The sequence below is a fragment of the Adhaeretor mobilis genome, from assembly GCF_007741515.1.
Classification (GTDB): domain Bacteria; phylum Planctomycetota; class Planctomycetia; order Pirellulales; family Lacipirellulaceae; genus Adhaeretor; species Adhaeretor mobilis.
Genome location: NZ_CP036263.1, coordinates 740,743 through 761,880, shown reverse-complemented (window position 1 = coordinate 761,880; position 21,138 = coordinate 740,743). Strand labels below are relative to the sequence as shown.

13 protein-coding genes are annotated in these 21,138 nt (G+C 56.1%); 8 read left to right on the top strand and 5 right to left on the bottom strand.

Annotated features, from left to right (window positions below; translation table 11 throughout):
* Position 1 precedes the first annotated feature (1 nt).
* Positions 2 to 763 carry a hypothetical protein gene (locus tag HG15A2_RS02990; RefSeq protein WP_145057695.1) on the bottom strand — a complete coding sequence of 254 codons (762 nt, stop codon included), beginning with the start codon at positions 761 to 763 and terminating at the stop codon, positions 2 to 4.
* Between the two features lie 225 nt (positions 764 to 988).
* The gene (locus HG15A2_RS02985) at positions 989 to 2,602 is read right to left on the bottom strand and encodes a trypsin-like peptidase domain-containing protein (RefSeq protein ID WP_218932290.1); all 1,614 of its coding nucleotides are present in this window, start codon (positions 2,600 to 2,602) and stop codon (positions 989 to 991) included.
* Between the two features lie 468 nt (positions 2,603 to 3,070).
* On the opposite strand from HG15A2_RS02985, the gene metG reads away from it, so the two are divergent.
* Both metG and HG15A2_RS02975 read left to right on the top strand, forming a co-directional pair.
* Positions 3,071 to 5,149 carry a methionine--tRNA ligase gene (metG, locus tag HG15A2_RS02980; protein ID WP_145057691.1) on the top strand — a complete coding sequence of 693 codons (2,079 nt, stop codon included), beginning with the start codon at positions 3,071 to 3,073 and terminating at the stop codon, positions 5,147 to 5,149.
* Positions 5,150 to 5,290: 141 nt separating this feature from the next.
* Positions 5,291 to 5,875 carry a rhodanese-like domain-containing protein gene (locus tag HG15A2_RS02975; RefSeq protein WP_145057689.1) on the top strand — a complete coding sequence of 195 codons (585 nt, stop codon included), beginning with the start codon at positions 5,291 to 5,293 and terminating at the stop codon, positions 5,873 to 5,875.
* Positions 5,876 to 6,416: 541 nt separating this feature from the next.
* Here HG15A2_RS02975 and HG15A2_RS02970 read toward each other — a convergent pair.
* Entirely contained in the window at positions 6,417 to 7,166 is a 750-nt protein-coding gene (locus HG15A2_RS02970; RefSeq protein ID WP_145057687.1) for a rhamnogalacturonan acetylesterase, read from the bottom strand.
* A gap of 388 nt (positions 7,167 to 7,554) precedes the next feature.
* Between HG15A2_RS02970 and HG15A2_RS02965 the strand changes: the two genes are divergently transcribed.
* The 4 genes from HG15A2_RS02965 (at position 7,555) to HG15A2_RS02950 (ending at position 13,957) form a co-directional block, all read left to right on the top strand.
* Complete coding sequence (locus HG15A2_RS02965; protein ID WP_145057686.1) at positions 7,555 to 8,268, top strand: TetR/AcrR family transcriptional regulator; 714 nt, start codon at positions 7,555 to 7,557, stop codon at positions 8,266 to 8,268.
* Complete coding sequence (locus HG15A2_RS02960) at positions 8,261 to 9,685, top strand: efflux RND transporter periplasmic adaptor subunit (protein ID WP_145057684.1); 1,425 nt, start codon at positions 8,261 to 8,263, stop codon at positions 9,683 to 9,685. The genes HG15A2_RS02965 and HG15A2_RS02960 overlap by 8 nt, the downstream gene beginning before the upstream one ends.
* 51 nt (positions 9,686 to 9,736) lie before the next feature.
* Positions 9,737 to 12,955 carry an efflux RND transporter permease subunit gene (locus tag HG15A2_RS02955; RefSeq protein WP_145057682.1) on the top strand — a complete coding sequence of 1,073 codons (3,219 nt, stop codon included), beginning with the start codon at positions 9,737 to 9,739 and terminating at the stop codon, positions 12,953 to 12,955.
* 525 nt (positions 12,956 to 13,480) lie between these two features.
* A complete protein-coding gene (locus HG15A2_RS02950) occupies positions 13,481 to 13,957 on the top strand; it encodes a hypothetical protein (protein WP_145057680.1) in 477 nt (158 codons plus the stop codon).
* Positions 13,958 to 14,019: 62 nt separating this feature from the next.
* Here HG15A2_RS02950 and HG15A2_RS02945 read toward each other — a convergent pair whose 3' ends face one another.
* Positions 14,020 to 16,080, bottom strand: coding sequence for a PTS sugar transporter subunit IIA (locus tag HG15A2_RS02945; protein ID WP_145057679.1), 2,061 nt, complete (start codon positions 16,078 to 16,080; stop codon positions 14,020 to 14,022).
* Between the two features lie 716 nt (positions 16,081 to 16,796).
* On the opposite strand from HG15A2_RS02945, the gene HG15A2_RS02940 reads away from it, so the two are divergent.
* Positions 16,797 to 18,479, top strand: coding sequence for a DEAD/DEAH box helicase (locus HG15A2_RS02940; protein ID WP_246117865.1), 1,683 nt, complete (start codon positions 16,797 to 16,799; stop codon positions 18,477 to 18,479).
* A gap of 144 nt (positions 18,480 to 18,623) precedes the next feature.
* Here the strand turns inward: HG15A2_RS02940 and HG15A2_RS02935 are convergent, their stop codons facing one another.
* Positions 18,624 to 19,781: a GNAT family N-acetyltransferase gene (locus HG15A2_RS02935; protein ID WP_145057675.1), complete on the bottom strand. Its 1,158-nt coding sequence runs from the start codon at positions 19,779 to 19,781 to the stop codon at positions 18,624 to 18,626.
* Positions 19,782 to 20,053: 272 nt separating this feature from the next.
* Here HG15A2_RS02935 and HG15A2_RS02930 point away from each other — a divergent pair, with 272 nt between their 5' ends.
* Positions 20,054 to 21,064: an NAD-dependent epimerase/dehydratase family protein gene (locus tag HG15A2_RS02930; protein ID WP_145057673.1), complete on the top strand. Its 1,011-nt coding sequence runs from the start codon at positions 20,054 to 20,056 to the stop codon at positions 21,062 to 21,064.
* Positions 21,065 to 21,138: the final 74 nt, after the last annotated feature.

The following is a 21,138-nucleotide window of genomic DNA, read 5'->3' as shown; positions in this document are numbered from 1 at the left end:
GCTAGCCCACTCGCATTGCAGCCAACTGTTCACGAAAGGCTTGAATGCCGGCCATGACATCGGCATCGACGTTCTCTACCTCAGGTGGTTCCTCAACGCTCGCTGCTTCCGAAGTCGCGTCCACCGTGGTTGGTGCCGCTGCTTCTTCGGGAACGCTCTCAGTGGAAGCGGCCAACTGTTCCTGGAAGGCTTCGATGCCAGCGAAGACTTCAGTTTCCACCCCTGGACTCTCCTCGGCTGCCTCTTCGACTACGACGGTTGAATCCGCCGTTTTTTCGGCGACTTCGTCGACCGGTGCAGGCTGTTCTGTTTCTGACTCGGCAGGCTCTTCGCTGGCAACAGGCGCTGCGACTTGCCCTTCGTTGGCAGCCACCCCAGCGTCAGCGCTTGCCAAAGCCGCTTTGATCGCGTCTGGGTCTGAGGCAAACTCTGCAGCAGGCTCCGGCTGTGTTGTTTCTAGTTGGGCGACTTCGTCCGCCACGCTCGCTTCAGCGACAGCGGGAACAGCCTCGACGGTCTGTTTTACGGGTTCTTCAATGCCGGAAGGTTGTTTCTCTTCTACAAACTCTTCCTGGTGCGTTGCTTCGTCGTCGTGCTGGTTTAGAATTGCATGAATTTCTTCTTCAGACTGCGACACTTCTTGGTCTGCAGTCGGCAAGGCGACCGCGGTGCTTCGCGCAGCAATCGGATTGCCCAGGTACAGCGCAAGGCCGTACCCGAGAGCCAGATTCAGCACGGACACAATGAAGAAGAATGTAAGCACGCGGGTTACCAGCAGAGGGGGGGAACTACTATATCCACGCCTGTCTTGCACGCTGTGCGTAAGAATAAGCGTAGTTAAGCGTAGTTTGCTGAGAGTCAGCGTGCCTGCGGGAAGCAGGAAACTAACGGGCTTTGCAGAGATTAGCCGCCGCCATGCGGGCCTCACTACGAGAGTGGCGATCGCCTGTAACGAAGGTAACGATTACACCACCGCACCTTCATGCAACTAGTGCCGTGCTGGTACGCTTGCGGCCCGTTGCTCTAGGGCACCAACGAAAGCCTCCGAAGCGTTGTCGAGCGTGATGACTTGGCTTTTGCCACCCGGTGTTTTGGGGCGGATGATGCAAACAACTTCGGACTGAGCGCCGCGCTGCTGGATTTCCTGTAGGGCCGCCTGCTCCACGGCTGAGAGAGCCCCCGCTCCCCCGGGTAAGGTTGACTTACCGGCCGTGGGGACGACTGGCGGGCCAGTTCTCTCGAAAGACGTCACTGGGTGGCCGGCTCCGCTGGTGGCCGCATAATCATTCGCTGGCACTTCTTGGCTTGGCCAAGCGGGAAGCTCCGCAGGCGTTTGGCCACGGAATGTGTAGTCTTCATCTCTTGCCAGCAGTGGTGTTAGCGGTGCCGTTTGCGACGAAGCATCGGCAATATCTTCTGCTGCCAAGTTGCCCGTGGCTGGTGATTGGTAAATCATCGAGAGCTGCAGTTCGTCCAGCTTGGAGTAGATGGAATCGAGCGAGGCATAGAGCCCTTCGTCCCCTTCGTGATCCGCAGCGAAGCACACACCCACCAGCTGCCCAGCCGCGTTGAACATGCCGCCTCCAGAGCGACCTTCGACCGGCGCGCCGGCCGCTTCCACATTCGGAGCACCTTGATAGCGATCGATGGCCGTGACGCGCGTGTTGATTGCCGTTGGATTGGCGCCTTTGCTACAGCCAACAGTTGTCACGGGCAGGTCTTTCTGCAGGCGAACTTCTGTGGAAGCCACCGCTGCCACAGCGACAGGATTCTTGGTCCAGACGCTCACCAACGCCAGATCGCGTTCCAGGTCGAAGTCGATGAGTTCGCCGCTGAGTGTTTCCTTAGCAACCGCGCCTGTCGGCCCTGGCTGGAAAAAAGTGATTTGAATCGGCCCCTTGCCTTGCGAATCGCGAAAAATGTGTCCGCAGGTAAGTATCAGCGCGGCACCATCGCGAGAGTCAACCACCGTACCAGTACCAGTCGATTGCCCCTCTGCATCTTCCACCGTCAATCGCACAGTCGCGGCAATCAGTTTGTCTGTGTTTACTGAATTCGGCTGGTTGCCCTGCCTCTGTGGAACTGCTCGCTGATTACTTGCCTGTCGCGCATGGGAGGGAGGAGCTTCGCTACGCGGCGGTTGGGTGGGCACAACTCGGCCCGGCATTGGCTGGTCGTTGGATGCATCCGCCGAGCGTCCGCGTGCGTCGACAGCCATCAGTCCGGCGGCTTGCTCTTGCCGCGCTGGATTGCTCGCGGCAGCGCGTGCCGTCTTGTGGATCATCTCTTGCAGCTGTACCTGCGTAGTCGCGCCAACTAATCGGCCATGCTCTCGCCCATCGACAACCGTGATGAATGTCGGTAGGCTCGAAACGCGATATCGCTCTGTCAAGTCACGCTGAGAGTTGACATCGATCTCTTCGATCTGGTAGCCCGCGTTCTTCAGCTGACGAATCTTCGGGCGCATCGAACGGCACGGACCGCAGCTGGCTGAAGAAAACTCCAGCATCACCACGCCGGGTGCCGGGTTCTGTGCTTGGGCCTGCTCGCTGACAACGAGTGTCAACAGCGTGAGCAATAGAGAAGCTGTACAACGGACCATTGCGTCCCTCCATGGACGTGTGGGGTTCGTTGCGATCTTTGGGTCGATCGCCGATAAAACTGGATTGCGAGACTTCAACGCCGCGAACCTTCTCTGCGAAGAATCCTTCTTCGAATAGGAAGCTTCCCTTAAGAGCGTCAAATAACCAGCCCGACGAGTAGGGCAAGTCGCGGCGGAGTGTGGGGTACTTGGACGCCAGACGCAATAGCAGCCTGCGCGTATTAGGAGTGGCATGGGTAGCTTGCTACTCTTGTATCTCTCCCGCGGCTATCCATTAACGAATATCTAAGTACGGAGGATTCCAATCACCCTGAAGGCAAGTTCTCTGCAAAAACAAGGGTAGCAAGCTACCTATGCCACCCAACTACAAACATCCTTGGCGTTCTTAGCAGTTCAAATACAATACGGTCTCAACCATTTCCAAATCGCCAGCACTGCTAGCACTCTGATACCCTACCAATCGCAGCCATGTCACAACGCCGCATTCTTGTCACCTCCGCACTACCCTACGCCAATGGCTCGATTCATATCGGTCACTTGGTGGAATATCTACAGACCGACTTCTGGGTACGTTTTCAAAAACTCCGCGGCCATGAGTGCCGTTACATGTGTGCTGATGATACCCACGGCACAGCGATCATGATTCGCGCCAAACAGGAAGGCCGCAGCGAAGAAGAATTGATCGCTGCTGTGCAAGCCGAACACGAGCAGGACTTCGCCGACTTTGGCATCGAGTTCGACAACTACAGCAGTACGAATAGCCCGGAGAATCGCGAGCTTTGCAACGAAATCTGGGAATCGATCCGCCAAGCGGGATTGGTAAAAGAAAAAAACGTCGAGCAACTGTTCGACCCTGAAGCGGGCACTTTTCTGGCGGATCGGTTCGTGAAAGGTACGTGTCCGAAGTGCAACTCGCCCGATCAGTATGGCGATAACTGCGACAAGTGCGGCGCCACCTACAGTCCGGCAGAACTGATTGATCCGGTCAGCACTCTTAGCGGTGCCACCCCGGAAGTACGCAATGCATTGCACTTGTTCATTGAACTGGAGCAATTGCACGGCTTCCTCGACGAGTGGACCCAGTCCGGCGATGCATTGCAGCCGGAGATCGCCAATTACTTGAAGGGGCACTTCCTGGAATCGAAAGACGACCAAGGAGAGATCGAGCCGCTTCGTGACTGGGACATCTCGCGACCCGCACCGTATTTTGGGTTCGAGATTCCTGACAGTCCTGGCAACTACTGGTACGTTTGGTTCGACGCCCCGATCGGTTATATCGCTTCCACGAAGCAGTGGTGTGATCGCACGGGCGGAAACCTTAACGACTGGTGGCGCAACGATGACTGCGAGGTACATCACTTCCTCGGCAAAGACATCACCTACTTTCATACACTCTTCTGGCCCGGCATGCTCAAGACAGCCGGGTACAGCCTGCCCACCAAAGTTCACATCCACGGTTTCTTAACCGTCGATGGCGAGAAGATGAGCAAGAGCAAGGGAACATTTGTCAACGCGCGGACCTACCTGAAACAACTCGATCCGGCTTACCTGCGGTATTTCTACGCCTCGAAGCTTTCCAACAAAGTCGACGATATTGACCTGTCGATCGAAGAGTTCATCGCCAAGGTGAACACGGACCTCGTCGGTAAAGTCGTCAACTTGGCGAGTCGTTCTGCGAAGTTCCTCGCCAAGACGGGGCTCTCAGAGAAGTATCCAGATGATGGTGGACTGTTTGAGTATGCTTCGAATTTGGGCGACGAAATCGCCGTGGCCTACGAGTCCTGCAACTACAGCCAAGCCATGAGGCTCATCATGAGCCTTGCGGATCGGGCAAACCCGTTCGTTGAAGACAACAAACCATGGGAATTGCGCAAGGACCCTGAAAACGCACAGCGATTGCAAGATGTGTGTACGATTGCGCTCAACTTATTTCGCCAACTGGCAATTTACCTCGCCCCGGTGCTACCTAAACTGGCGGAGCAAACAGGCGAGCTGTTGGGTGAGCCCATCACCCATTGGGACCAAGCGGCGAAGCCACAAGTGGGCACGCCGGTTAACAAATTCAAACACATGCTCCAACGTATCGAAGAAACGAAAGTGAACGCCATGATTGAAGAAAGTAAAGAAGAGAACGTAGCCGAAGCCGCCACTGAGCAGGTGACTGTTACGGACGCTTGGGCCGACGGTGGCGAAGCGCTCGCAAACGAGCCCTTGGCCGAAGAATGCACTATCGACGACTTTATGAAAGTCGATCTCCGCGTGGCACGCATCGTCGAAGCCGCAGAAGTGCCCGACGCGCGCAAGCTACTAAAACTCAAACTGAGTCTTGGTGGCGGCGTATACAAGCAAGTGTTCGCAGGTATCAAAGCCGCTTACGAGCCAGAGAAGCTCACCGGCCGATTAGTCGTGTGCGTGGCCAATCTCAAGCCACGGCAAATGAAGTTCGGCCTCAGCGAAGGCATGGTCGCTGCAGCCGGTCCTGGCGGCGGTGAAGTCTACCTCCTCACGCCCGACGAAGGGGCGAAACCAGGCCAGCGCCTGCACTGAGGGTGCTGTCCACATTCGTGTTATTCTTGCACGCTTATGAATGACCGTTTGCATCAATTCTTGGAAAATCGCTTCTTCAATAATCTGATTACGGAACGGATTTAACGTGACAAAAATCGCTCCTCAGGCGATCCTAGTTATATGAGCGCAATTCATATCCTAAAGATCAAAGTTTCTACGCTTGTAGCTAAGAAAAGCACCAAGGTTCTAGCATCAATATTTTTGAGCCTAAGCCTGTTGGCTTTCCTAGTGACGGGACCTTTTGGTGGTGCCCAGCAAATGCTCGGTGCTAAGAGTATCGAGGAGGCGATTCTTCAATTCGAACCTCAATTTTCTGATGTGCGTAATATCGAGCCAGCTCAATGGCAAAGAATCAGCCAAGATGTCACTCAAGGAGATTTTGTCTTAGTTGATGTACGTACACAGGAAGAGAGAGCAGTCTCTGTTATCCCTAGATCCATTTCGTATTCAGAATATCAAGCGAATCGCAGCCAATACAAAAACCACCAAGTCGTTGTGTACTGCACCATCGGCTATCGGAGTGCGTTAGTCGCAAGGCAGCTTTGCCAACAAGGAGAAAACGCCGTTAACCTACGAGGTGGTATTCTTCGTTGGATTCAACTTGGCGGTTCACTCAAAGACCAAGCTGGCGAACAAATTAAAGAAGTTCATACCTACGGGCAAGCCTGGAATTTCGTTCCCACTGATTACGTCGCCACTTGGTAGTCTATCTGCTGTGGTTGCGCATCGACCCGAGGCTCGAACGGCACTTGGTCAGGTTTGAGTAGAGAACCATGGATGTACGTTTTCGGCACGACTCGTGAACTTTCCCCTCTAAGAACTCGATTCTTAGCTGCATTGTGTTTCTGTGATTTTCTGCAGGACTCAATGCCTGTGTACGCCGAGTTGGTCATTGATTTGCCCGAAGTCACTGTCCAAGGAGATGGGTCAATGACATTAGCGGCGGGTTTGTTGTAGACATTCCGTTGAAAGAACCTCAGCTCACTACGCCACCTCTGGTAAGCTCGCTAAACCTTGATTTCAGCGTGTCAGCACCGGCAGTGACTTTCGATGCACCAACGTCTCCAACTTTCTCACCTTTGCTTGATGGAGGAGACATTCAGCTTGTGCTCGATCCCACTCGAGTTCGTTATGGACATGACACCTACGATGAATCTCCCTCCACATGATCCTTCATCGGCCACGTGCGTCAAGAGTTGTCCGTTCAGCCCAAGTGCCGCACACTCCCGCTAACAACGCGCATCCATCAATCTTGCAACAGGAAGAATTGTGACAATTGGGGGACAACGCGTTGCAGGTCCTCAGCAACCATCGGCCCAAAGAGTTGACCTCCCGCCGTATTAAGATGCGTGGCATCGACCTTACCATCCTCTTTGGGAGAGATCGTCAGGCACGCTGCCCGTCCTAACGCTTCGTAGACTTTGATCGACCGAGGATGCAGATCGATCAGCGGCACTTTCTTTTCGACGGCGATCTTCCGAACCACTTCGGCGTAGGGGGTTAGAGTCGAACGAATCTTGCCATCCTCGCTCCATAATCTCCGGCTGATGGAAGTAACAAGCACGGGCTGGCCTCCCATGGCAATTACTTCGTCGACGTAGCGTGTCATATTTACCCGATAGGTTGTCTCGGGATCGGTTTCGCGTTCGGGGCCCTTCCCGGATTGATCGTTGTGGCCGAATTGAATCAATACGTAGTCCGGTTTGGCATTGATCGCTTTATGCCACAATCCCTCGTCGCGAAAACTCTTCGAGCTACGGCCTCCTACCGAGCTATTGATCACTTTCACGCCTGGACCGTAGCTATCAGCGAAACCTCGTCCCCAGCCGGCATGATCGGTAACTGTCGAGTCACCTGCAAGAACGATGAGCACCTTGCTTGCTTCGTCACCATGGGCGACCATCGGCAAAGCGCTGAGGAGCAAAAGCATAGCGACCGGAACACTGAATTTCGGGTCCGCAATTCGAGAAAAGTGAGGTTTAATGCTCTTTGCCATCACATAGAACTCCAGGAAGGTACAGGCGGGATACTCATAGACGCTTAGGGCAGTAATAGAATGAAGTCGTTGCCGTGCGATTTTACAACTGCTGCTTCTGGCAGGTAAAGCGTCTGTATCCAGTGAGCCCTGACTGCGGAGAGCGTGGCATGACACTTGGAGGCAGAAATCCTCGCTTCAAGCACTGGGGCAATGTGACCTGCAGATCCATTTCTGGTGCGGAATCGATGTGTCTATTACTTCTAAAACTTAAGCCTCGGTGAACAGTCGATCGGTGACTCCACCTCGGTGCTTTCCCGCTTAAAGGGCCCCCAGAGAGGCCAATCCAGTACAGACTGCCCCATTTTTGACAACTTGTCATTTTGTGACGGTGAGTTATACTTCAAGCATGCTCACCACTCTCACACGCAAAGAACGCGAACGACAGCAGCGCGAGGCAAAGATCCTGCAGCTAGCACGGGGCATGCTGCGCGAGTCAGGTTATCTCGGCTTGAGCATGGATCGCATTGCCGCGGAGATGGAGTACTCCAAGGGCACGATCTATCAGCACTTTCGCAACAAAGAAGAGATCATACTCGCACTCGCAAACGAAGCACTGGAAGCTCGGATTGAACTCTTTGAACAAGCCGCAACTTGGCCGGGCAACACACGCGAACGAATCTCGGCGATTGGCGCTGCGGCTGAGGAGTTCGTCGAGCGCTATCCGCATTACTTTGCCGTTGAGCAAATCGTGCGTTCGAGCTCTATTTGGGAAAAAACCAGTGACGAACGGCAGCAATTCATGCGTTCTTGCGAGCAGCGCTGCATGCAGATCATCAGCGGCATCGTGCGCGATGCGCTCGCACATGGTGACCTGACGATGCCTAAGAACCGCGCCCCTGAGGACTTAGTGTTCGGACTGTGGTCGCTCAACTTCGGCTCCTACATCATCATGGCGAGCAGCAACTCGCTCGGCGAAGTGGGCATTGGCGACCCCGTGGCCGCACTGCGAGACAATCAATCTTTCATGCTAGACGGCTACGGCTGGCGTCCTTTTTCGCACGAAGCGGACTACCCTGCCCTGATGGATCGCGTCCGACGCGAGGTCTTCAGCGATGAGTGAGCAAGCATCCGCCACTGCTACCGAAGAATCGTCTTCTTCCACCAAGAGATCGACGCAACGTCATTTCTTGACGAAACGCAATTCCCTCCTGCTGCTGCTTACCGTTGCTGCCGGGGCTGTCGCTATCGTCATGTTTAGGTCGGAATCCTCGACTGCTTCAACTGACGAAGTTTCCCCTAGCGCCAAGCCACTTCCAGTCAGCATCTTCGAGGTGCAACGATTCAATAATTACCTCCGCCAACGCGACTACACCGGCATTCTCCAAGAAGCGCGCCGCAGCCAACTTGGGTTCCAACGTGCTGGTGAGGTCATTGAATTATTGGTCGATGAAGGACAAGCGGTCTCCGACAACCAAGTGATCGCAAAGCTCGATACGCGGCACATTGAGGCACGCGAACAGCAGTTTGAAGCGCAACGCCTTGAAGCGGTGGCAGTGCTGCGTGAACTGATCAATGGGCCGCGCAGTGAAACCATTGCCGCCAAGCGGGCAGAACTTGAGACACTCCGCGCGCAATCGAAAGTGCTCGAGAAGCAACTCGCCCGCCGGGAGAAGCTCGTGCAGGGAAACTCCGTGTCACGCGAGGAATACGAATCGTACCTCCACCAAGCCGAAGCAGCGGCAGCACGTGTTGACATGGTCAACAGACAGCTCGACGAGCTCGTTACAGGCACCCGCGAGGAACAGAAAGCTGCCCAGCAGGCCCGGATTGATCAGCTTGACGCCATGCTTGCGGACGTAAAGCACGACCTGGACGACGCAGAGCTTCGGGCACCCTATGCCGGACGTGTTGCCGCGCGGATGATCGACGAGGGAGCCGTCATCCAAGCCGGTGCTCCCGTCGTAGAGTTAGTCGATAGCACCAATCTCGAAGCGTGGGTGGGTCTACCCGTCGCCACGGCCGCGGGCCTTTCTCCAGGAAGCGTTCACACACTGCTTGTCGATGGATTGTCCGTGCAAGCAACCGTTCACTCACTGGCGCCCGAGGTCGATCGTGCCACGCGAACACGCAATGTGATTTTCAAGCTGAGTGCCGACCAAGCAGCAGCCCCTCAAGGCAGTGTACTGCCCGGCCAGGTGTTCCGCTTCGCTGCGGAGCAACGCGTCGAGAAAAGCGGCTTCTGGGTGCCGACTACTGCACTCACACGTAGCACACGTGGGTTGTGGTCCGTCTATGTGGTTGTGCCTGCGGAAGAAGTTGAAACACCTACCTCAGGGTCAAGTGAAAACACCCCAGGTAGCATCATCGCCCGCCGCGATGTGGAACTGCTCGATACGGTGGACGAACAATGTTTCGTGCGCGGCACACTACGCTCTGGCGATCGCGTAGTCTCCAGCGGTACGCACCGGGTCGTCACGGGGCAACGGGTCACCACGGATGACGACGCAATGGCAATGAGAGCTGGAGAAAATCAGTAGCGATCATGTCATTCCGATGAATGACATGATTAGATCCTCAAGAACACTGCCATGGCCCAATCAGAGAATACAACTCGTCCGCAGCTCTCTAGTCTGTTCTTCGACAACAACCGGCTGCTCGTGCTGATGATTGCGCTGATTGCTGTCGCCGGGTTATCGTCTTATTACGTCCTGCCGCGGATGGAAGACCCGGTACTCTCTCAGCGGGCGGCAATCATCAACACACAGTTTCCCGGTGCGAGTGCGGAACGTGTCGAGGCGCTGATCACCGAGAAACTCGAGACCGAACTGCAGGAGATCGAAGAGGTCAAAGAACTTCGCTCGTCGAGTGCGAGCGGCATTTCCACGATCACGATTGAGTTAAAAGACAGCGTCTACGCAGTCGATGAAGTATGGTCGCGTGTGCGAGACAAAATCGACGATGCCACGCCGTTGCTACCGATCGGAGCGAGCGACCCCGACTTCGATCTGTTGGAGGTGACAGCCTACGCATCGATTGTGGCGCTCGTGTGGGATCTTTCGGAGGAGCCGAGCTACGCGATCCTTCGTCGCCAAGCCGAGGCGCTCGAAGACCAACTCCGGGCTATTAACGGCACGCGGGAAGTCGACACCTTTGGAGATCCGCAAGAAGAGATTGTCGTCGAGATACGCCAGGACGAGCTGGCCACTCTAGGACTAACAGTCAACCAAGTCGCCCAGCTCATTTCCGCCAGCGATGCGAAAGTCTCAGCCGGGTTGTTGCGATCGGAAGATCGCAATCTTGTCCTAGAGGTCGACGCGGAAATCGACTCCGTAGAACGCGTGCGCAGCCTGCCTATCGCTTTGGGTGGCCAGAGCGCGGGCAACCAATCATCGGGGAGATTTGTCGCACTCGGCGATATCGCCGAAGTGTCGAAGGCGTTCGCACAGCCACAACGCTCGCTCGCCATCGTGGACGGCAAGCCAGCGGTCGCACTTGGAACGCTCGTCAAAGCAGAGAGGCGGGTCGATCACTGGACCGACTCGCTGCAAGAGACACTCGCCGACTTTGAATCTCAGCTACCCAGTGGTGTGCGTCTAAAAGTGCTGTTCGAGCAAAACCAATATGTGGAGACTCGCCTTGCCACGCTGCTGGGGAACCTCCTCATCGGTGCCACGGCGGTGATTCTCGTGGTGTGGTTCATGATGGGCTGGCGCAGTGCATTGGTCGTGGGCGCGGCCCTGCCGCTCGCCTCGCTCATGGTGCTCGCTGGCATGCGTCTCATGGGACTGCCCATGCATCAAATGTCTATCACCGGGCTGATCATCGCCCTAGGTTTGTTGATCGACAATGCCATTGTCATGGTCGACGAAGTGCGCGAACGCATCACGAGCGGTGAGCAACCACGCCATGCGGTCTCTGCCAGCGTGAAGCATCTGGCAGTGCCGCTGCTGGGTTCCACCGTGACGACCGCGCTCTCATTTGCACCGATTGCGCTCATGCCAGGGCCAGCGGGTGAGTTTGTGGGCTCAATCGCCACAAGCGTGATTCTGGCGGTGTTCAGCTCATTCCTGCTGGCCATGACTGTGACGCCTTCACTGATCGCACTCATGAGCGGTACCGTGGACACTACCACAGAAGAACCAAAGAGTCATCGTCATTGGTGGTCGAGTGGCTTCTCCAATAAGTGGCTAACGAACTGGTATTGCCGGTTCCTCCACGGAGTCTTTCATCGACCGCTCATTGGCATCGCTCTGGGCGTGGCATTGCCGATTGCCGGGTTTATCTCTGCAAGCACACTTACCGATCAATTCTTTCCGCCGGCTGATCGCAACCAGTTTCAAATCCAACTCACGCTGCCCTCGCAGTCATCGATCGGCTACACGAAAAAAACGGCCCTTGCGGCGCGCGATATGTTGCTCGAACACCCTCGCGTTCTAGATATCGAGTGGTTCGTGGGCGAAAGTGCCCCGCCGTTCTACTACAACATGCTTTACGATCGTAAAGGGATCGCCCAGTACGCCCAGGCACTCGTGCAAGCAGACTCTCCCCGGGATGTCGGCGCCTTGATTCACTCGCTGCAAGCGGAACTCGACGCGGCATTTCCAGAGGCCCGCTTCCTCGTGCGCCAATTGGCCCAAGGACCGCCGTTTGGGGCGCCGATCGAAATGCGACTCTACGGGCCTGACTTGGAAGTACTGCGCGAGCTTGGCGACCAAGTACGTACGGTACTCAGCCAAACGCCCGAGGTTATGCACACCTCGGCCAGTCTTGCCGAGGCACTACCCAAACTGGCAATCAACATCGATGAAGAGCAAGCTCGCCTAGTGGGACTCGACAACGCCGCTATCGCGCGACAGCTCGATGCGTCGCTCGAAGGAGCCACTGGCGGTTCTCTACTGGAAGCGACTGAGGAACTGCCCGTGCGAGTACGCATGAGCAACGCCAACCGAGGACGCATGAGCACCGTCGGTTCGCTAGACCTCCTAGCAACGCCTTCCCAACCCTCCCCCAATGGCCAATCCGGCTCAGCGGCCCGCATCCCCCTCTCCACAATCGCTACCATCGATCTCAAGCCTGAAGTTTCGGTCGTCCCGCACATCAACACCCAGCGCATGAACGAAGTGAAGGCGTACCTCACTGCCGAGGTGTTGCCCGCGGGTGTGTTGGCCGATTTTCAGCAGCGGCTGGAAGCATCCGAATTCAGGCTGCCGCCCGGCTATCGCTACGAGTACGGCGGCGAAGCCTCCAAGCGTGACGATGCCATCGGCAACCTACTCTCCAGCGTTGGCGTGCTGGGCGTGATGATGGTCGCCACACTGGTGCTCAGCTTCGGCAGCTTCCGCATGGCCGGCATTGTTGGCACCGTGGCATTCCTCTCCGTGGGTTTGAGCCTTGGCGCGCTGGCCTTGTTCCGCTTCCCGTTTGGCTTCATGGGCATTGTCGGCACGATGGGCCTGATTGGCGTAGCGATCAACGATACTATCGTAGTGCTTGCCGCATTGCGCGAAGATGAACAAGCAAGAACCGGCGACCCAGCCGCGGTGCGTGATGTGGTGCTGCGTGCTACGAGGCACGTGCTATCCACGACGCTCACTACCGTGGCCGGCTTCCTACCGCTCATCATCAGCGGCGGCGGCTTCTGGCCCCCATTGGCTACGACCATCGCCGGCGGCGTGAGCGGCGCCACGATCATGGCGCTGCTGTTCGCACCGTCGCTGTACGTGCTGCTCATGTGTAAGGGATGCCAGGAGAAGGAGCCGGCATCGATCAGGCAGACACGCATGGAGTTTGTGCCGGCGTTGGGGTAGGAGTTGGTACAATAATTTCGTAGGTGAGATGCACGCATCTCTTGCTTGCTCCGTTCCTTACTCCGTATTTCGACGACATTTCGGCTACCGTGAATCAGCAAGAAGAACAGCCAAGTCGATTTCGATTTAGCCTCAAGACGCTGCTAATTATTATTGCGATCTTGTCAGCTCATTTAACCATTGCGCGTGATGTGCCGGAATTAATCGTAGTCGCGACAGTTTTGGTAGCCTATATCGGCATGCTCCAGCTCAGCGAGCACTTCGGTTTGACACCACTTCTGAGAATAGTGACGATAGTTGTCTTGATTGTAGGTTTCATTTGCTTATTTCTACCAATGCGGTTTTTCACAGGGTAAATTCGTAGGATGGGTGGTCTTGTCGGCGGAAAATCGCGCGTTCTCGTACGCTCTAACTCCGTCAAGCTCACCCATCAATCGCAACCTGATAGCTCCCACGGTGGGTGAACCTGCCCTACGGAAAGCGACTAGGTGCCGTTTCTGGTACGATAGTTCGATTCACCTTCAAATGAGCTTCAATCCCAGCAATCTCTTGAACATTACCACAGACTTGATAATTAACACCTCGCGTTTCGAAGACTCCGCAAGCATCGAAACACGTGTGAAAGACGCTCCCGAGGAATCTCGCGACGCACTTCGTGGCGCGCTATCGCTACTCTACTTGAGCGAGGGGCCGACCAACATCTCTGGCGAACGGCTCAAGGTAGCCGAGCAGCATCTCGACCCGGCAGAGCGAGTGGTTGCCCGCTGGCTTTACACGCGCACCAATGGTCGGCTCAAGAAGCACTACGGGCCCAACGCGCTTCATGCTGCCAGAGCTGCGCAGTATCGCTGCGAGTCCTGCAAGTTTGCCGATGTGAGGACGCTGAATCTTGCCTTGGTCGGCGGTCGCAAGTCGAGCACGGGGGAATTCAAATGCCTATGTGCGAATTGCCACGCGATTAACTCGCGGGTGAACGATTGGGACTTGCCTGCTGCGGAGTGAGTGGTACGCAAGAGAACGGTTGGGGCTACTCGACTGCCCCCTGCCGACCGTCCACTGCCCACTTAACCCGACCAGTGCATATCTTCTTCCCCGGGCGTTTCATCCGCGTCCAGTGCTGCGAGATGCCCTGGCTGGAAGAAGCGGCCGAAGTAGAGTCGCAACGGCACGAGCAGCGCGATGAATAGCGGGAACAGTAGCTGTAGCGTGGGGAATGGCGCAAGGCTGATGGTGATCAAGACGAGGAAGCACACAATCTGAATGCCTGTAAATTTGTGAATCACTCTTACCGGAGCTTGACGCAAGTAATGCGTCCGCGGGTAGAGCGATGGCTCGACGAATAGCAGCGACAACCGTTCGATGAACTGATTCCCGTTCAGCGACACGACACCCATGAATAGGAAAATGCCGTAAAGGACTGCCACCGGCACGTATTCCAGCCAAGCAAGCAGCGCCAGCGACGTGCCAATCAGCAAGTGCACAATCAGTCCGGTCATGCGAGTTTCTTGCACGTGAATTACGCGTTCGTTCCGTTCGCCGCTGGGTGAGACCGACCCCTCGAATGTGGCCAGTGATCGTACGTGTGCCAACGAACGGACCGTCGCTGCGACTAACCAGGGCCAACCGAACAACGAGCAAATGCCTACCAGCAAGCCCACCACCGCCAAGTCGAGGTGGTAGGCGGCACCCTTCTGTAGGTGGTTGTCCGGGCTATTCATCAGGCGACCCGTGATGTTGTGTGAAAGCACGATCAGCAGCGTTGCCAATAGGGCCGGTACCGCGGCTGCAAACCACGACCACTTGGGCCCGACAAACGGATCGACGAGTAACGGTCTGCCCGAGGTCGTTCCGGTAAACTCTTCGGGCGCTTGCAGCATTTCGGGCTTCACTTCATGGATAATCGAAAATGCGATGATCGTCATCGTAGCCAGCGCAATGGTTGGGCCAAAATCGGCAAGGAATTCGCGCATCCAGGGCGCAAGGTAGCGGCTACTACGAAATCGCGAGAGATTCGTCGCGATGTAGAAGGTACCGATCGCGAGGATCAGTCCAAGAAACGCCGCATCGTGGTTGTCTTCTTCCGCCGCAAAGCTATCGTTGAACGTCGCTACGATTGCTTTTACTGCTTCGTAGATGTAAAGCACCGACATCAGCGCGGCAAAAAGCTCATCGGTAAACCGCGAAAAGTAGCGCATGAGCACGCTTGCCTCGGTGACGGCAAGCAAGATCAGAAAGAAGCTGGTCCAGAAGCCGACCCATGCGTAGGTCGGCAGGAATGGCAGCCCCATGTCTGCGCAGAGTTGGTAGAGAATTGCAGTAAACAGGTACAGCGCACCAATCCCGCCAAGAATAATCAGCGGCTGACCGGCAATGAATGCGTAGATGGTTCCACAGATGGCCGTGCCGAGAAGCATTTCAACGACACCAATGTCGTTGCCCGTGGCAGCTCCCATCAAGCCGCCGAACGTAACCGCCGGAGCGAGGCAAGCGAAGAATAGGAAAACTACCGAGGAGACCGTCTTCGCATTGAAGCCGTCGGTAAAGTCGCTGAGGTAGTGCGGCAACCGACGAGCGATGTCTTGCCTGATACCGCCCAAAAATTGCCCTGAGTGAGTAAGCGCATCGGGAGCGGGCCCCGCAGGCGAAGCTACCAACGTGCGCCGCTGGGTGAACCACGAGACCGCCTCTAGCAAATCGTTCTGATTGCGTGCCCGACGCAAGTCATAACGGAACTCACCATCGGAAGTCGCGCGAGCGATCATGGCAAGCATGTCGAGATGCTCGGCCGTCGCTTCTTTCGGACCCAACAGCACGAAAAAATAACGTGTTGGCACGCCGTCCGGCGCATCTAAGTTCAGCGCGTGACTCAAACGCACGAACACTATCAGAGGCTCTGTGAGGCAATCGAGATAGCAGTGTGGCACTGCCACGGCGTGGCCGATGGCCGTGGAGGATTGAATCTCTCGGTGCAAGAGTGCTTCAAAGACCGTCTCGCGTACTTCCTGCGAGAGCAAACCCTTGGCGATCAGCCCATCAATCGTTTTGCGCAGTACCTGCTCGACGTCGAAAGCTTCGATGTCTAAGAGGAACGCATCTTTACTGAACGCTTGCTGAAGTATATCCATCCGAATGTACTGCTGTATTTCTTTTGTTTTTGAGGAGATTGCTGCCGCACTACAGGTCGATCCCTGAGCTGAAAGGTCGCGATTGTGCCGACAAGCTAGTCTTGCTGGCGATAGGGATCAACACCTTTTGCACGCCCACACCGGGTAAATCGCACATTCTGGCTGATCGATTTGGAGATGCTGGGAGGATAAACGGACAAGTTGATCAAACGAAGATTGCTTGTCGAGCCAGTATGCTTGGAGCGGTTAGTTTGGGCCAGCCTTAGGGAAATCCATTTAGAATACTCGACTTTCGCTCTTGCCCAGCGGACTTTCGCTGCTATTCTAAGGTGCATAACAAAGGTGTGAGACCACCGTTCTCTTGCTAAGCCGTTTTGTAGGGCCTGCAAGTTCCCGGCTGTGTTCATTCGAAGCTCGAAGCTAGCGGCTCTCCGGTTCAAATTATTAGAACTGGTCTTCTGACTATCGACCGCGATTGATTTTCTTGCCCCTTGCGACCTCCGCCCCGCTTTTTGCGTGGCGCCAGTATTTCACGGAGCGCGTCGTTCGCGAACCACCCGAACCATCCGGGATGAGTACTTAGGTCGGCAATTTGGCAATGGCTTCGCAACCCGCGGTGCCTCCCTGTGACGCTCGCGCGCACGGTCTGCTGATAGAACTGTCTATCGTTGTGGAACCGTTCCATCGAGCACATGAACCCTCGAAAGAAAAAGATAGTGACCACACCAGTAGAAACAAACGTAAAGACCAGCAATGCCTCGCCCACCAACGAGTCACACGGCACCGCCTTCTCGCAACTCGGATTGGCCGAGCAATTCCTGCGTGCCACGAAAGAACTTGGCTACGAAACCGCCACACCCATTCAAGCCCGCGCGATCCCTCTGGTGCTGGCCGGGCAAGACCTGATCGGCTGTGCCCAAACCGGCACTGGCAAGACGGCCGCATTTACGCTGCCGATGCTTGATCGCCTCATGCAGACGTTACCGGCGAAGACGCAAAATGAGCAAGAACCCGCGCGTACCGTTGACAGTAGAACAGGGAAGAACAAGGGGCGCCGTCCCCGCGGTGCTCGTCCTAAGCCTCGCCCGTTGCGTGCCTTGATCCTCTCGCCCACGCGAGAGCTGGCTGCACAAATCGAGGAAAGCCTCAAGCGTTATGGCAAGCACACGCCGCTTCGTCAAACCGTCGTGTATGGCGGCGTCGGGCAACACTCTCAAGTGAAAGCGATGCGTCACGGCGTGGACGCACTCGTCGCCACCCCGGGCCGCTTGCTTGATCTCATGAACCAAGGGCACATCGATCTCTCCAGGGTCGAGATTCTCGTTTTCGACGAGGCAGATCAGATGCTCGACATGGGCTTCCTGCCCGACCTGAAACGCATCGTCTCCAAGGTGCCTGAGCAGCGGCAAACGCTGATGTTCTCTGCCACGATGCCTGATGCGATTCGCAAACTGGCTCAGCAGTGGCTGAAGAACCCAGAGGCTGTACAGGTAGCTGCGGTCGCTGCACCTGCTGAGCGAATCGCGCAGTCGGTTCACTTGGTCGACAAGAAGCGCAAACCCGATTTCCTTACTCACTTTCTGTGCGAAACGGCCCGCGGACGCACCCTCGTCTTCAGTCGTACGAAGCACGGTGCCGACAAACTCGTGAGACGCTTGATCAAAGACGGACTTCGAGCCGCCGCAATTCACGGCGACAAGAGCCAGGGAGCCCGCAGCCGAGCGCTCGCTCAATTCAAGAGCAAGAACCCGCCCGTGCTGATTGCCACGGACATCGCGGCTCGTGGCCTCGATATCGACGATGTGTCGCACGTCGTTAATTACGACCTGCCAGAGACGCCTGAGACTTACGTGCATCGCATCGGCCGCACAGCTCGTGCAGGGGCCGAAGGCGTAGCCGTCTCCTTCTGTGCAGGTGACGAGCGAGGTTTGCTCAAGCAGATTGAACGCCTCACAAAGCGTAGCATCGCGGTCGAGCCGACCATCGAAGGGTTCGAGCCAACTGACCCAATCACCCAACCCGCTAAACGAGGCCAGCGTGGCCGCAGCGGTGGTGGTGGCAGGGGCAAACCCGGTGGCAACGGCTATCGCGGTAAGTCGGGCGCGAGGAACGGCTCAGGCAGTCGTCCCACTGGCAAAGCAGGTGGAAACAAGAAGCGATTCGGTGCCAAGTCAGCTGGCGCAAAACCGTCAGGGGGTTCCTCGAAACCGTCGACAGGCGAGCGTTCGAGAAGTGAATCCACAGGAACTGCCACAGCACCAGCGCAGAAGCCTCGCCGCCAAAAAGGTAGCACCGAGCCCCCAGCGAACTACAAAGGCAAAAATAAACGCAAGGGCCGACCAACTGATGGGTCTTCGACCAAAGCATCAGGCAAGCGACGTCGGCCCTCGAAGGGCTAGGGTGGTAGGACATGTCGAGCGGAGCGAGGCGTACCAGGAATAGGGGAGCAGGCGGATACCAGCCGCTTGCGTCCCCCTTCCGCCCTCCACCTTCCCACCATATTCAAGGTAGTCCGCTGCGCCCCTGCAAATGACACTTGCTGCTCAGGGCATGTACTTCGCATTGACTGTTGTATCGGGTGGCCCGTAGTCGAACACGCGGTACTTTTTGGTGATCTTGGCGCCACTCTTCACTAGCGTGCGATAGCTCAAGTGATTGCTCTCCAGCACCCAAGAAAACTCCGCTTCCTGCAGGCCCCAAGCGAGAGCGTCGGGTACTAATCGCGCTACCAGCGCGATACCCACGCCCCAACTTTGGTACTCTGGCAGCACATTGGTGCTAATGAGACGCACTTTCTTTAAACCCTTGCGGTTGCGTAACAATTTCAAGAACCCAAACGGAAAGAGCTTACCGTCTATTTCCTTGATGCGTGGGTTGTAGTCCAGCAATCCAAACATCGTGCCGACTGGCTTGCCATCAACTTCGGCAACGGTGGTGAGTTCGGGAATGATCATTTGCTTCATGCCGGCAGCTTGCTTGGCAACCTCGGCATCGGACATGGGCACGAAGCCCCAAGTCGAAACGAGCGACTTGTTGTAGATATCAAGAAAGGTTTCAATCTCGTACTTGAAGTTCTTCACATCCATGCGGCGGAGCTTTAAGTCGAACCGTTCGACTACGGTTTGGCTCAGCGAGTTGAATTTCTGGGTTATTTCCTCAAGCATATCCACATGGCCCCAGAAGGCAGCCAAGTCTTGCGACTTACGGAAGCCGTACTCCTCGAACAGTCGTTGATAGTAGGGCTTGTTGTAGGTCATCATGAACCAAGGCGGATCGTCAAAACCTTCGATCAGCAAACCGACTTCGTAATTTAGCGAAGGATTGATCGGTCCTCGAAGCTGATCGATGCCTTTCGTGCCGAGCCACTCGCGCGCGGCATCAAAGAGTTTGCCTGCCGCTTCTTGATTGTCGATGCACTCGAAAAAACCAAGGAAGCCTCGCTTCTCGTCGTATCGATCATTGTGGGCGTGGTTCACGATCGCGGCTACGCGACCACATGGCACACCATCCTTAAGAGCCATGAAGTGCCGCACTTCGGCAGTGTTGTAGAAAGGATGCTTGTGGAAGTTCAGTAATTCCTTTTGAACCAGGCGAATCGGCGGGATCCAGTTGGGATCGTCGGCGTACAAGTCCCAGGGAAGGTTGAAGAAACGTTTACGATCGCGTCGCGAGTCGACGGGGATAACTTCGATTTGGGACATGAACCGCTGTTTCTTCGCGTCGTACTTAGTGGCCGGGCGTAACTCGTACTGGGTATAGTTACTGTAATCGGCCTGCGCGGCATGAGGCAAGTGTCAGGCTTGAGTTTCCAGTCAAGCAGCCTTCTAGCTCGCGAACTTCGCCTCGTGTGACCAGTTTCTGCTACTCCGAGACTTGACGCGAGATAAGGTGCATTTCATGCTTGTGGAGTAGGTCTGTAGATAACGGAGCTGAAAGCTTGGCTCGTCGACTCGGAAGACATCAGGGCTTGTTCATGCCACGCTGCTTAATCACCGGTGCCACGGGATTTGTCGGGTCAAATCTCGCCAAGCATGTTGGCCAGCTCGGCTGGGACATGCGGTGCTTAGTACGCCCCTCTTCCGATACATCGCGGCTCGACAATAAAGCAGTGACACTGGTAACTGCTTCACTAGAAACAGGCGAAGGGTTGCAAGCTGCGGTCGAGAATGTGGACTACGTATTCCATGTCGCTGGCCGCACGACAGCGCTTCAGCCTGCGGAGTTCGATGCGACCAATGTTGCCGGCGCGAAGCACTTGGCTGAAGCTTGTGCGCAGCAAACCTCGCCACCAACACTGGTCATGGTGAGCTCGCTCGCAGCCGGCGGACCGGGCACCTTTGAACAGCCGCGCCGCGAAGGGGACCTCGATCAACCCGTCTCTGACTACGGGCGGAGCAAGCTCTCGGGAGAAAAAGCAGCTTCGAAGTTCGCGGAAGACGTGCCGCTGTCGATCATTCGTCCGCCGATCATCTTTGGTCCGGGTGATCATGCGGGGCTGAGCCTCTACAAGACAATTAGCACAATGCGGATTCACCTAAGGCCCGGCTTTCGTAAATTCCCAGTGTCGCTAGTCCACGTGAACGACCTATGTCAAGCAATGACCACCATCGCTCAGCGAGGTGAACGGGTGCAAGCCAGTGACAACAGCGGAAGAGCAGCGGGCACTTACTACGTTGCTGCGGAGCGGGCGCTTCCCTATGCTGAACTCGGCAGAGTTGCCGGAGCCGCGGCCGGCTGGGCGACCCTCGCGCTGCCATTCCCCCCCGCAGGTTTTTGGATCGCCGGGGCGATTGGGGAACTCTTTGGCCACGCACGCCGCCGAGCTTGCCTGTTGAATTTCGACAAGATTCGCGAGGCGCTCTCGGTGGGCTGGGTATGCAGCGACGAGAAAATTCGTCAGCAGCTGGGTTACCAGCCAGCGGCAACTCTCGAAGAGCGATTCTCAGAGACGGTTGCCTGGTATCGCCAGCAAGGTTGGCTCTAGCCGTTCGCAGTGAGTGGCTTTCGCGATAGACTAAGCCTCTCTTGTTTCTCATATCTATAGCCACAGTGACTTGA

What these genes read in the sequence shown, in the direction of transcription:
- HG15A2_RS02985 (WP_218932290.1), bottom strand. Translation starts at nt 2,602, where the DNA reads ATGGTCCGTTGTACAGCTTCTCTATTGCTCACGCTGTTGACACTCGTT.
- metG (WP_145057691.1), top strand. Translation starts at nt 3,071, where the DNA reads ATGTCACAACGCCGCATTCTTGTCACCTCCGCACTACCCTACGCCAAT.
- HG15A2_RS02975 (WP_145057689.1), top strand. Translation starts at nt 5,291, where the DNA reads ATGAGCGCAATTCATATCCTAAAGATCAAAGTTTCTACGCTTGTAGCT.
- HG15A2_RS02970 (WP_145057687.1), bottom strand. Translation starts at nt 7,166, where the DNA reads ATGGCAAAGAGCATTAAACCTCACTTTTCTCGAATTGCGGACCCGAAA.
- HG15A2_RS02965 (WP_145057686.1), top strand. Translation starts at nt 7,555, where the DNA reads ATGCTCACCACTCTCACACGCAAAGAACGCGAACGACAGCAGCGCGAG.
- HG15A2_RS02960 (WP_145057684.1), top strand. Translation starts at nt 8,261, where the DNA reads ATGAGTGAGCAAGCATCCGCCACTGCTACCGAAGAATCGTCTTCTTCC.
- HG15A2_RS02955 (WP_145057682.1), top strand. Translation starts at nt 9,737, where the DNA reads ATGGCCCAATCAGAGAATACAACTCGTCCGCAGCTCTCTAGTCTGTTC.
- HG15A2_RS02950 (WP_145057680.1), top strand. Translation starts at nt 13,481, where the DNA reads ATGAGCTTCAATCCCAGCAATCTCTTGAACATTACCACAGACTTGATA.
- HG15A2_RS02945 (WP_145057679.1), bottom strand. Translation starts at nt 16,080, where the DNA reads ATGGATATACTTCAGCAAGCGTTCAGTAAAGATGCGTTCCTCTTAGAC.
- HG15A2_RS02935 (WP_145057675.1), bottom strand. Translation starts at nt 19,781, where the DNA reads ATGTCCCAAATCGAAGTTATCCCCGTCGACTCGCGACGCGATCGTAAA.
- HG15A2_RS02930 (WP_145057673.1), top strand. Translation starts at nt 20,054, where the DNA reads ATGCCACGCTGCTTAATCACCGGTGCCACGGGATTTGTCGGGTCAAAT.